General features: G+C 44.6%; 12 protein-coding genes. 3 read left to right on the forward strand and 9 right to left on the reverse strand.

Annotated elements, in window-relative coordinates:
- Positions 1-533: 533 nt before the first annotated feature.
- The 7 genes from V1U08_RS22035 to dusA all read right to left on the reverse strand — a co-directional run bounded on the left by V1U08_RS22035 (position 534) and on the right by dusA (position 7,539).
- Positions 534-1,313, reverse strand: coding sequence for a phosphoadenylyl-sulfate reductase (locus V1U08_RS22035; protein ID WP_065297443.1), 780 nt, complete (start codon positions 1,311-1,313; stop codon positions 534-536).
- A complete protein-coding gene (gene cysI / locus V1U08_RS22040; protein WP_014233128.1) occupies positions 1,306-3,042 on the reverse strand; it encodes an assimilatory sulfite reductase (NADPH) hemoprotein subunit in 1,737 nt (578 codons plus the stop codon). The genes V1U08_RS22035 and cysI overlap by 8 nt, the downstream gene beginning before the upstream one ends.
- On the reverse strand, positions 3,042-4,913 hold the full coding sequence (locus V1U08_RS22045) for an assimilatory sulfite reductase (NADPH) flavoprotein subunit (protein WP_014233129.1): 1,872 nt from the start codon (positions 4,911-4,913) through the stop codon (positions 3,042-3,044). The genes cysI and V1U08_RS22045 overlap by 1 nt, the downstream gene beginning before the upstream one ends.
- A 117-nt stretch (positions 4,914-5,030) precedes the next feature.
- Positions 5,031-5,261, reverse strand: a complete 231-nt coding sequence (locus V1U08_RS22050) for a hypothetical protein (protein ID WP_014233130.1) — start codon at positions 5,259-5,261, stop codon at positions 5,031-5,033.
- A 150-nt stretch (positions 5,262-5,411) separates the two neighbouring features.
- Positions 5,412-6,071, reverse strand: coding sequence for a TIGR04219 family outer membrane beta-barrel protein (locus V1U08_RS22055; RefSeq protein WP_020334602.1), 660 nt, complete (start codon positions 6,069-6,071; stop codon positions 5,412-5,414).
- Between the two features lie 108 nt (positions 6,072-6,179).
- Positions 6,180-6,395, reverse strand: a complete 216-nt coding sequence (pspG, locus tag V1U08_RS22060; RefSeq protein ID WP_014233132.1) for an envelope stress response protein PspG — start codon at positions 6,393-6,395, stop codon at positions 6,180-6,182.
- A gap of 163 nt (positions 6,396-6,558) precedes the next feature.
- Positions 6,559-7,539 (reverse strand): tRNA dihydrouridine(20/20a) synthase DusA, encoded by a 981-nt coding sequence (gene dusA / locus V1U08_RS22065; protein WP_014233133.1) that lies wholly within the window; start codon positions 7,537-7,539, stop codon positions 6,559-6,561.
- Between the two features lie 344 nt (positions 7,540-7,883).
- On the opposite strand from dusA, the gene zur reads away from it, so the two are divergent.
- Complete coding sequence (zur, locus tag V1U08_RS22070) at positions 7,884-8,342, forward strand: zinc uptake transcriptional repressor Zur (protein ID WP_014233134.1); 459 nt, start codon at positions 7,884-7,886, stop codon at positions 8,340-8,342.
- 15 nt (positions 8,343-8,357) lie between these two features.
- The gene (locus tag V1U08_RS22075) at positions 8,358-8,819 is read left to right on the forward strand and encodes a chemotaxis protein CheX (RefSeq protein WP_005381269.1); all 462 of its coding nucleotides are present in this window, start codon (positions 8,358-8,360) and stop codon (positions 8,817-8,819) included.
- 90 nt (positions 8,820-8,909) lie between these two features.
- On the opposite strand, the gene pgi is transcribed toward V1U08_RS22075, so the two are convergent.
- On the reverse strand, positions 8,910-10,562 hold the full coding sequence (gene pgi, locus V1U08_RS22080; RefSeq protein WP_330471423.1) for a glucose-6-phosphate isomerase: 1,653 nt from the start codon (positions 10,560-10,562) through the stop codon (positions 8,910-8,912).
- 306 nt (positions 10,563-10,868) lie between these two features.
- On the opposite strand from pgi, the gene V1U08_RS22085 reads away from it, so the two are divergent.
- Complete coding sequence (locus V1U08_RS22085) at positions 10,869-11,288, forward strand: secondary thiamine-phosphate synthase enzyme YjbQ (RefSeq protein ID WP_118119485.1); 420 nt, start codon at positions 10,869-10,871, stop codon at positions 11,286-11,288.
- A gap of 57 nt (positions 11,289-11,345) precedes the next feature.
- Here the strand turns inward: V1U08_RS22085 and alr are convergent, their stop codons facing one another.
- Positions 11,346-12,422, reverse strand: a complete 1,077-nt coding sequence (alr, locus tag V1U08_RS22090) for an alanine racemase (RefSeq protein ID WP_330471430.1) — start codon at positions 12,420-12,422, stop codon at positions 11,346-11,348.
- Position 12,423: the final 1 nt, after the last annotated feature.

Below are 12,423 nucleotides of genomic sequence, written 5' to 3' on the forward strand. Positions count from 1 at the left end.
TAATTTGAAACCGCTCTTTATTAAGAGAAATTTCTAATTGGATTATCATCAACGAGTGCCCACACAGATTGATAGGTTCTTATTTTTAAAGAGCTACTCTTCTTTGCGATTCGCATCACTTCGGAAGAGGCGGCCATTCTAGCGAGATAATTTTCCGTGTCAAACACTTTTTGCTTTTTATTTTACTTTTTAAAAGTAAAGGCAATTAACTATTTCGCTTTTCTTTTTGACCTTGCCGACTTTGCTTGAACCCTTATGAGCGCTTGCCCTGTCGACGAGGTGGCATTATAGAGATCGCGCTCACGTTGGCAAGCGTTATTTTGCAAAATTTGCAAAAATAATGGTTAAACGATGACTTTTCACTCAAAGCCTTATTTATCCAACTTTACCCCTAACAATCAAACAGGTTATCCACAGAGTTATCCTTAAATACCTGTTTTTGCCCCCTGCTTTTTACTTCTATAAGTAAAAAAGAGAGCTGCTTTACAGCAGCTCTCTTTTTATAGGAGATGGAGACCGAGCTCTATCTCTTCTTATATACCCGAACCATCTTGTTCAGAGTCATCATCTTCGTGAAGTCCACATTCACGCTTCAAACCAAAGAATCGAGTTTCTTCCTCTGACATTCCAGGTTCCCACTTCTGCGTTGTATGTGTATCACCTACAGAGAGATAACCTTCATCCCAAAGTGGATGGTATTTCAGTCCGTGTTGCTCTAAGTAATAGTGGACATCTTTATTTGTCCAATCGATTACTGGCAAAAACTTAAATACGCCATTCTGAATTGATAGTATCGGCAAACCTGCTCGAGATTTGCTTTGCTCTCTGCGAAGGCCAGAAAACCAAGTTCCGACTTTAAGCTCTTTCAATGCACGACGCATTGGTTCAACTTTATTGAGTTTGTTGTACTTCTCGATCCCTTCAACACCCTGCTCCCAAAGTTTTCCATAACGAGCTTCTTGCCATTGAGCACTTTCTACTGCTCGGTAAACTTTTAGGTTGAGGTTCAGTTGCTCGGTTAACTCATCAATAAAGCGATAGGTTTCAGCAAACAAATACCCGGTATCCGTTAAGATAATTGGGATGTCTGGTTTTTCTTGAGTCACAAGATGAAGCATTACTGCGGCTTGGATACCAAAACTAGACGAAACGGCAAACTCTCCGTCTAGGTTTTCCAAAGCCCATTTTACTCGCTCTTGTGCCGAAAGCTGTTCAAGTTCGACATTGATTTGGGCAAGACGGAGGATTTGCTCCGTCTTAGTTAATGTCAGCAACTCTGCCAGCTCCGGTTTGGAAGCTACAGAATCAAGCATGCAAGTCCCTCTTAGATACTTTGACTTCTTGAATGATGCCAGCGCGAATTGCAAAATCACCAAATCCTTCGCCAGTTTCACGCTCTGTGGCCCAACGACCTACAAGCTGATCAATCTCTTCTAGTATCTGTTTGTCAGTGATGTTTTCTTTATACATCTTCGGAATACGTGTACCCGCTCGGTTACCGCCTAGGTGAAGGTTGTAACGACCCGGTGCTTTACCTACTAATCCAATTTCAGCCAACATTGCGCGTCCACAACCGTTAGGACAACCAGTGACACGTAGGATGATGTTGTCTTCTTCAGGTAAACCGTGTTTTTCCAGGATACCTTCTACATCAGTAACAAACTGAGGTAGGAAGCGTTCGGCTTCCGCCATTGCAAGCGGACAAGTCGGGAACGCCACACACGCCATTGAGTTTTTACGCTGTTCACTGACGCTATCATCAACCAAGCCATGCTCACGAGCGATCTTCTCGATTAGCTCTTTTTGATCAGCCGGTACGCCCGCAACAATCAGGTTTTGGTTCGCTGTCATGCGGAAATCACCTTTGTGAATTTTCGCGATTTCAGCGACGCCCGTTTTTAGTGGCTTACCTGGGTAATCCAATAAACGACCATTCTCGATAAACATAGCTAAGTGGTGCTTACCATCAATGCCTTCTACCCAACCGATTCGATCACCGCGTTCGGTAAACTCGTATGGGCGGCTTTCTTCAAACTGAATGCCAGCACGTTTTTCTACTTCCGCTTTAAAGACATCAATACCAACACGATCTAGTGTGTATTTAGTTTTCGCGTTCTTACGGTTTGAACGGTTACCCCAGTCACGCTGAGTCGTTACAACTGCAGCGGCAACATCGAGTGTCTTTTCTAGTGGAACAAAACCAAAGTCGTCTGCACGGCGAGCGTAAGTTGACGTATCGCCATGCGTCATTGCCAGACCACCGCCAACAAGCACGTTGAAACCAACCAGCTTGCCGTTATCTGCAATCGCAACGAAGTTCAGGTCGTTCGCGTGTACATCCACATCATTTTGCGGTGGGATCACAACGGTCGTTTTGAACTTACGTGGTAAGTAATTTTTACCCAGAATCGGCTCGTCTTCTTCTGTTGATTCGACTTTCTCACCGTCTAACCAGATTTCAGCATACGCACGCGTTTTTGGTAAAAGATGCTCACTGATCTTCTTCGCCCACTCGTATGCTTCCTGGTGCAGCTCAGACTCAACTGGGTTCGTAGTACACAGTACGTTACGGTTAACGTCACCTGCCGTTGCGATTGAATCGATACCAATGCTGTTCAACGTTTGGTGCATCAACTTGATGTTTGGCTTCAGTACACCGTGGAACTGGAACGTTTGACGCGTCGTCAGACGAATACTTCCATATAGAGAGTGCTCTGTTGCAAACTTATCAATCGCTAGCCACTGCGTTGGGGTAATAATACCGCCAGGCATACGAGCACGAAGCATCACGTTATGAAGAGGCTCAAGCTTTTGCTTGGTACGCTCGTTACGGATATCGCGGTCGTCTTGCTGATACATACCGTGGAAACGAATTAACTGGAAGTTATCTGCGGTAAAGCCACCAGTAATACGATCCTGTAGGTCTTGCTCAATAGTGCCACGTAATAAGTTACTTTCTCTTTTCAGACGCTCGTTATCAGATAGTGGTCCTAGCTCTTCGCCTAATACAACCTGCTTATTATTCTCAGTCGAAAAAGTCATTAGTACACATCCCTCTGATAACGTTTCGCTTTACGTAAGTCATTAATAAATTGTTCTGCTTCATCGCGAGCCAGTTTACCTTCCTGCTCAGCGACAATGACAAGTGCGTCATGAACATCTTTTGCCATGCGGGTAGCATCACCACATACATAGATGTAAGCGCCTTCTTGAATCCACTGCCAAACTTGCTCAGCGTTTTCCAGAATACGGTGTTGTACATAAACCTTTTCTACTTGGTCACGGCTAAATGCCACATCCAAACGGCTTAGTGCACCTGACTTAAGGTATTTTTGCCATTCAACTTGGTACAAGAAGTCTTGCGTGAATGTGCGGTCGCCAAAGAACAACCAGTTTTTACCTTCTGCATCGCGGTTTTCGCGCTCTTGAATAAAGCTACGGAATGGAGCAATACCAGTACCCGGGCCGACCATGATGATTGGTGTATTGTCGTCTTCTGGCAGTTTGAAGTTGTTGTTGTGTTCGATAAACACTTTAACTTCACCACCTTCTTCCAGGCGTTGTGCCAAGAAGCTAGACGCACCACCATAACGTTTTTCTTCGTTGTGATCGTACTCGACCAAACCAACCGTCAAATGTACTTCTTCATCCACTTCTGCTTGGCTTGAAGCAATAGAGTAAAGACGAGGCGTTAGACGGCGTAGTAAACCGACCAGCTCATCAGCCGTTAGCTTAGTTTTCTTCTCTGCCAGCACATCTACGATTTGCGTGTTAGCCGAGTACTCACGAAGCTTGTCTTTATCTTCAACCAGCTTTTGCAGCTTCTTGCTACCAGAAAGCTCTGCAAACTTAGTCACAAACTGAGGGTTCGATGTCGTGATTTCGTATTTACTCACTAGCGCACTGTGAATAGATAGACTTTCGCCATCGACTTCTACCGTTTCAACACCTGACAGGCCAACTTTGCCAAGAACCGCATTTGCTAGCTCTGAGCTGTTTTCATACCACACACCTAACGCATCACCAGGTTGGTAAGTAAGACCAGAGTCTTCCAGATCGATTTCGATATGGCGAACGTCTTTACCTGAATCTCGGCCAGTGATCTTTTGGCTGGTCAACAGTGTCGCTGTGTAAGGGTTCTGCTTGTTGTATTGCGAATGCGTTGCTGCTGCTTGTCCAACAGGAAGTTGCACAACTTCAGCTTCGTTACCAGATGAAAGTGTTTCTTTTACTTTCTCCAGTGCGCTCTTACGCCATTCAGTAGCAGGTGCTTCGTAGTCAACGTCACAGTCAATGCGGTCGATAAACGGCTTCGCACCTAATTTTGATAAATAAGTGTCGAAGTCTTTACCTGTTTGACAGAAGAATTCATAGCTTGAATCGCCAAGCGCAATAACACCATACTGAAGGTTAGGCAGTTTTGGCGCTTTCTTAGATTGCAAGAACTCATGCAGTTCAATGGCATTATCTGGCGCTTCGCCTTCACCATTCGTTGACGCGACGAAAATAACGTGCGTTTCTTTAGCTAGGTTTTTGCCTTTGTAATCGCTGGCATCAAATAGCTCAACGGCAATTCCTTCTGCTTTTGCTTCTTGCTCTAAAGCTTCAGCAACACCTTTGGCATTACCGGTTTGAGAAGCAAAAATAATACTCAGTTTACCTGCTGGTTTTGCTGATACAGCGGCTGCAGCTTGCGTAATTGGCGTAGCCGCTGCACTCGGTTGATTTTGAGCCAAACCCCAGAAGTAACCACTGACCCAAGCAAGTTGTTGCGAAGACAACCCAGAGACAGTGTTTTGGAGTGAATTAAATTGTTGGTCATTCAGCGGGCTAGCGATTGGAGGAACTCCCCCTTGCCCGTTATTATCATCAGACACATTATTGTGTGAATACTCATTCTTTTGAAAAGACATTATCACGACATCCCTATTCATTGCGTGACGATAGAGTACCCACTCTCCTTAATAACAAGAAAGAATAGAAGTGAATGTTTTATAACTTTTTGGAAGTAAGAACGGCTTAGTTTTTGCTCAACGGTCTTCAATGCGGACTTGTTGAAACCCTACGGCCATCGCTGACTTTGATGCTGCATCCAAATCTTCATAAAGACATTCTTCACCATGATTGTCTGTCAGAAACACGAATCCACCTCGTGCATGCCTAAACTCCACGACCCAACCACCTTCTTGGATCGACGGTTCAATAATGGCTTCCACAAGCTGGTTTTCACGAAATAGATGTCTTAATTCATTTATTGTCATCGCTATCCCTGCTCTAACTTTCACATTGATCCTAGATAAGCATGGTCTAACTGGAGAAAATAGGCAGAAAAATTCGATTACATATAATGAAGAGGTATAAAAAAACGCCGCTTATAATGCGACGTTTTAAAACCAGAACCGTTAATCGGCTTAAAAAGTGTATTCAGCACTCAAGAAAAAGCCATCGGCGAAAATGAACTCTTTACCTAAACTTGAAAGAAATTGTTCTGATTCCAAGTCTATCACTCGATAACCACCACGAAATGCCAGTTGGTTTTCTTGCAAAGGCAGTTTGTATTGAATGCCTGCCATTAGATCTGTGCTTTTAATGCCTTTACTGTCACCAAAGTTCATTTCTCCAATCACATCAAAATTGGTATTTGGAACGGTTATTTCCGCGTAGCCGTACCATGCCCAAATGAGGTCATCAAAATCTTCAGTGCGAGGAGAGGTGCCAGCATCAATGTACTTCGTATCACTTAAATTACTGAAAGTAAGGCCGGCATCAAAGTGCAATAAATCATGCTCTAACACTTGGTAATACAGCGTCAGATCTAATTTATCAAAGCCCATGTAATCAGCATCAATGCTGGTATATCGCAAGCGTGCATTAGGAACGTATTTTACGTCATGTTCAATTGCGGCATAGAATGCGCCAGTCGTACTGCTATCTCTTCTGACTTCGTTAACTTTTGTATCTGCCGCCCAGACATCCACGCCAACTTTAGTTGAAACGGAAGACTCAGCGAAAACAGGAAAAGTGGCTGCCAGCGATAGTGCTGTTAAAGCGATGGTCGCTTTATTTGTCATGTAGTGTGTTCTCCGAGATAGCTGATATTCAACAGTTAGGGTATGAGTAGAAATATACCACACTCTCATACCCCTCCATCAACTAAATCAATGAGATCAACGGATCGCCTATTTGTAGCGAGGCTGCGCAACCACGTTTTTGAAAAACCAAATACCCAATGCGATGACAATTAGCCAAGGTAACAGTTTTAGTACCGCACCTATCATCCCCAGTAAAAACATCACAACCAGAGCAATACCTGTTGCCGCGAATACTGTCACCATTGTGATGCCCGTTACTAATAGGGTCGCCGCAAAGACTAAAAGAAAGATCAGCTCCAACATAATTACTTCTCCATACATTTTTCAAATAACAGAGCAGGTAACATGCCAACTTGAAAGAATTAACATAACCTTTTGATATATAAAAACAAAAAAGCCAGAGGCATTTCTACGCTCTGGCTTACTCATTCTCTAGTTGGTCATTTTTACCAACCACTGGTGAATTTTACACATTCAACTCTTTTGGGATCTTCGCTAACGCATCTTGTAGCACTTCTAGGCCAGAACCAGGCTTGTGCGCATTTTCACTGATATGACGACGCCATTGACGAGCACCCGGCATGCTTTGGAATAAACCCAGCATATGACGAGTAATATGACCAATATATGCGCCTTTTGCGAGTTGCTCTTCAATGTAAGGGTACATTTCTTCTACAATTTCGCTGCGCTTTTTCACGGGAGCACTCGAACCAAATAGTTCTTGATCGACCGAGGCAAGAATATACGGACTTTGATAAGCTTCGCGGCCAATCATCACACCATCAAGATGTTGTAGATGCGCTTTCGCTTCTTCTAACGATTTTACCCCGCCATTGATAGCGACAGTTAGATGAGAGAAGTCTTTCTTTAACTGGTAAGCACGCGGGTAATCCAATGGTGGAATCTCGCGGTTTTCTTTCGGGCTAAGGCCACTTAGCCAGGCTTTGCGCGCGTGAATGGTAAACTGCTCACAACCGCCTTTCTCAGACACTATCGACACAAAATCCGTCAGGAACTCGTAAGAGTCTTGATCATCAATACCGATACGTGTTTTTACTGTAACGGGTACATCAACTACGTCTTTCATTGCGGCGACACAGTCTGCGACCAGCTGAGGCTCCGCCATCAGACACGCACCAAAGCGACCGTTTTGCACACGATCAGATGGGCAACCCACGTTCAGGTTGATCTCATCATAACCACGCTCCTCGGCAAGCTTAGCACACTTAGCTAGGTCTTCAGGGTTCGAACCACCCAACTGAAGGGCTAACGGATGCTCCTCTTCGTTGTAAGCAAGAAAGTCTCCTTTTCCATGAATGATCGCGCCTGTGGTCACCATTTCAGTGTACAGCAGGGTTTCTTTGGTCATTAAGCGATGGAAGTAGCGACAATGACGATCGGTCCAATCCAACATTGGTGCTACGGAGAGCCTGCAAGAATGAGTCATGATTTCAACACCCGTTTTTATGTTACCAAGGTCGAGCGCAGCAGTACGCCCAAAAAATAAGTCGGGTATTGTATACCCAAGTCACCTTAAGGTGCTAGTTTCCACATGAAGTTCTTGGCCATAAAACCAATCCGCAGATGATGTGAATACTGTCTCCAGCAAAGAAGAAGTGGTCGATTAAAACGATTTCTGCACCGTCTTACCATTCTGTTATGACCACTTCGTCACGCTGCGAGGAGCGATTTGCTTTAATTCATGATTTTCGCAGTGATAGTAGGTAAAATGAAATATCTCTAGACGAACTTCGTCGAGAAAAAATTGATAATAGAGCACGTCCAATAGTTATGGTGAAAGGTTTGACCCCAACAATCATTGAACAAGTTGAAAATATCTGCGCCGAGCGCGGAGTAAGATTGACTCCCCAGCGCCGACGTGTGTTTGAACTTATCTGTTCGAATCGCAGTGCATCAAGTGCGTATGAGCTATTGGAGCAATTAAAAGAGAGCGAACCACAAGCGAAACCACCTACGGTTTATCGCGCCCTGGACTTTCTCCTCGAGCAAGGCTTTATCCATCGAGTAGAATCAACCAACAGTTTTATAACTTGTTGTTCTTTCAATACGCAACAACACTTTTTTCAATTACTAATTTGTGATAAATGTGGTGCTGTTGTTGAACTCGAAGACGAAAACTTGATCGCCCTGTTAGCTAAAAATGCTGAAAAGCATGGATTCAAACTCACTAATCAAGTTATTGAAACACATGGTGAATGCCAAGCCTGTGCTTCCGAAACGAAAGAATAAGTATAGAAGACCAATATGCGCGCTGAATTTGTAAACCCGTTTTTAGCTTCTTTAATGAACGTGCTGAAAACAATGGCTTCTCTGGAGCTGAAGCCTCAAAAACCTCGAATCAAAAAAGATGAAATCGCACGAGGTGATGTTTCAGGTTTAATAGGCATGGTTGGTCCGCAAACTCGTGGCTCAATGTCGATTACCTTCGATGAAGCGTTAGCATTGGAAATCATGCAAAACATGCTTGGAGAGCGCCCTAACGGACTCAATGAAGAAGTGACCGATATGGTCGGTGAAATCACCAACATGGTTACTGGCGGAGCAAAGCGTATTCTGGCTGAGAGTGGGTTTGATTTTGATATGGCAACACCTGTGGTGGTTTCTGGCCGAGGCCATACTATTCGTCACAAGTGTGAAGGTTCGATAATTATCATGCCTTTCTCCTCACAATGGGGAAATGCGTTTATCGAGATTTGCTTCGAATAACCCTCTCTATTAATGAGTGAAACTAACGCACTCAACTCAGAGATTCAAAAAAGGTCAGCAATTGCTGACCTTTTTTATTCTAATCGTGCATTACGCTTTGAAAGCTTTGAATGCGTTGATCAGACCATTTGTAGAGCTATCGTGTGAACTGATTGCCGATTCATCAGCTAGCTCTGGCAGGATTTGGTTTGCTAGCTGTTTACCAAGCTCAACACCCCATTGGTCAAAGCTGAAGATGTTCCAAATAACGCCTTGTACGAAGATCTTGTGCTCGTACATTGCGATCAGGTTACCTAGCGTGCGAGGTGTGATTTTCTTAACTAAGATAGAGTTAGTTGGGCGATTACCTTCAAATACTTTGAATGGAGCGATAGCCGCTACTTCTTCTGCATTTTTACCAGATAGTACCAACTCTTCTTTCACTGTCTCTACACACTTACCAAACGCAAGCGCTTCTGTTTGTGCGAAGAAGTTCGACATCAGTTTCTGATGGTGATCGCTTGCTGGGTTGTGGCTGATTGCAGGTGCAATGAAGTCACATGGGATCAGCTTAGTACCTTGGTGGATTAGCTGGTAGAACGCGTGCTGGCCGTTTGTACCTGGTTCACCCCAGATGATTGGGCCAGTTTGGTAAGTCACAGCATTACCGTCACGGTCAACGTATTTACCATTTGATTCCATGTTACCTTGCTGGAAGTACGCTGCGAAACGGTGCATGTACTGATCGTAAGGCAGGATAGCTTCAGACTCTGCGCCGTGGAAATTGTTGTACCAAATGCCGATAAGCGCCAGGATCACTGGGATGTTGCTTTCCAGTTCTGTTGAGACAAAGTGCTTGTCCATCTCGTGCGCGCCATCAAGTAGCTCAACGAAGTTGTCGAAGCCAACGGCTAGTGCAATTGAAAGACCGATTGCAGACCATAGTGAGTAACGACCGCCAACCCAGTCCCAGAATTCAAACATGTTGTCTGTGTCGATACCGAACTCAGAAACTGCAGTCGCGTTAGTAGAAAGTGCCGCGAAGTGCTTAGCAACGTGTGCTTGATCGCCAGCCGTTTCCAGGAACCAATCACGAGCAGAATGCGCGTTCGTCATGGTTTCTTGAGTTGTGAATGTTTTAGAAGCGATCAGGAATAGTGTTGTTTCAGGATCGACTTTCTTTAGTGTCTCTACGATGTGAGTACCATCAACGTTAGACACGAAATGCAGGTTTAGATGGTTTTTGTATGGTGCCAGTGCTTCCGTCACCATGTAAGGACCAAGGTCAGAACCACCTATACCGATGTTTACGATATCTGTAATCGCTTTACCAGTGTAACCTTTCCATTCACCGCCAATCACACGCTCTGTGAAAGACTTAATTTTTTCCAGAACGGCATTTACAGCTGGCATTACGTCTTCACCATCAACCATAACCGATGTATTCGCACGGTTACGCAGAGCGGTGTGCAGAACTGCACGGCCTTCTGTTTGGTTGATCGCTTCACCACTGAACATCGCTTCGATTGCAGATTTCAGCTCAGTCTCTTTAGCAAGAGTGAACAGGTGCTTCAGAGTTTCCTCATTGATGAGGTTCTTTGAGTAGTCGACAAGAATGTCTGAGCCGAAACGTGCAGAGTATTTGTCAAAACGATCCGAGTCTTGAGCAAACAGCTCTTTTAGATCCATATCTTGTGCAGATTCGAAGTGCGCTGTTAACGCTTTCCAAGCTTGTGTTTGCGTTGGATTGATATTTTTCAACATGGTCTTTATCCCGATGTTACAGTAGGTTCCATTCCTTACAGTCTAGCGAAAACTGCGGAATCCCCGATTTAGCAAAAAGAATTTAAATGTAGATGTTTGGGCGTTTTGCCACAAAACAAGTCTTTGTAATTTTTTTTCAGGCAACAATTATGACCGAGAGCATTTACCCTCACATTGAGTTAGGTCACGTTAGCTGCCCTGAATTTGAACAATTCATTCATAGGTATAGAATAATATCATCAAGTAATGACAGGCTCTAATTGGATTAGAATAGACGCCAAATTAGAAATGTCCAAAGGAACGCGTATGTGGACGCAAAAAACACTAAATTTAAAAGCAAGAAGTCGCGGTTTTCACCTGATTACTGATGAAATTGAACAACAATTACCGCAAATAAGTACTCTTTCAGTAGGTTTGTTACACCTTTTTATTCAGCATACCTCTGCGAGTCTGACCTTGAATGAGAACGCTGATCCTACCGTCCGTATGGATATGGAAGCGCATTTCAATAAGTATGTTCCTGAGCGCGCTTCTTATTACCAGCATACTTATGAGGGTGACGACGACATGCCTGCCCATATTAAAGCATCACTACTTGGCAGCAGTGTGACGATTCCAATTCAGAATGGTCGCTTGGCGTTAGGAACATGGCAGGGCATTTACTTAGGTGAACATCGAGATTTTGGTGGCAGCCGTCGTATCATCGCGACGTTAAATGGTGGATAAAAAATAGGGGCTAACGCATTGGTTAGCCCCTATTCTTGAATTGCTATTATCCGGAAGTTACTTTGAATATTCCATTTCGACACGTGGCGTTAGCTTGGTCACTAACTCATACGCTATGGTACCAATGTGATGAGCCACTTCCTCAACAGGTAACTCTTTGCCCCACAGAATTGCTTCATCACCGACTTTGTCTTTCGCATCCGGCCCAAGATCGACGGTCAGCATATCCATCGAGACCCGACCGGCGATAGGCACTTTACGCCCGTTGACCCACACTGGTGTACCATTCGGCGCGCCTCTTGGGTAACCGTCGCCATAACCAACTGCAATCACACCTACTTTGGTGTCTCGCTCGCTCGTCCAGGCTCCACCGTAACCAACACTCTCGCCTTTTTTCACTTCACGCACTGCGATCAGGTGAGACTTAAGCGTCATCGCGGGTTGGTAACCTAAATCTTGTGCCGTTTTATCCCCAAACGGAGATACGCCGTACATGATGATTCCCGGACGAACCCAATCGAGGTGGCTTTGTGGCCACGCCAGTAGCCCCGCTGAGGCTGCTAGTGAACGCTCGCCATAACAGCCCTGCGTCAATGAATTAAACAGTTCTATCTGCTGAGATGTGATTTCACTGTCTAACTCGTCAGCACAACCAAAGTGGCTCATGTAACGCAGCGGTTTAGCCACATTAGGACACGCTTTGAGTCGTGAGGCTAATTCATCAAACTGCTCAGGGCGTACACCCAGTCGATGCATACCACTGTCAATTTTGAGCCATACCACCACTGGTGTTTCCAGCTCGGCTTGCTCAAGAGCTATCAACTGCTCTTCACAATGCACAACGGTTTGGATGTTATTAGTCACCAATACAGGTAAATCACCCGAAGAATAAAACCCTTCTAACAACAAAATTGGCTTCACGACACCGCAAGCTCTCAGTTGCAGCGCTTCTTCAATACGCGCAACACCAAAAGCGTCGGCTTCACCAGTCTGCTTTGCTACGTGACGCAAACCATGGCCATAACCGTTGGCTTTCACCACTGCCATTACTTTGCTGTTTGGTGCTTGAGCTTTAACTCGGCTTAAATTGTGTTGCAATGCAGACAGGTCAATACACGCCTTCGCGGCTTTCATG

The organism is Vibrio sp. YYF0003, from assembly GCF_036350715.1.
GTDB classification, from domain to species: domain Bacteria; phylum Pseudomonadota; class Gammaproteobacteria; order Enterobacterales; family Vibrionaceae; genus Vibrio; species Vibrio natriegens.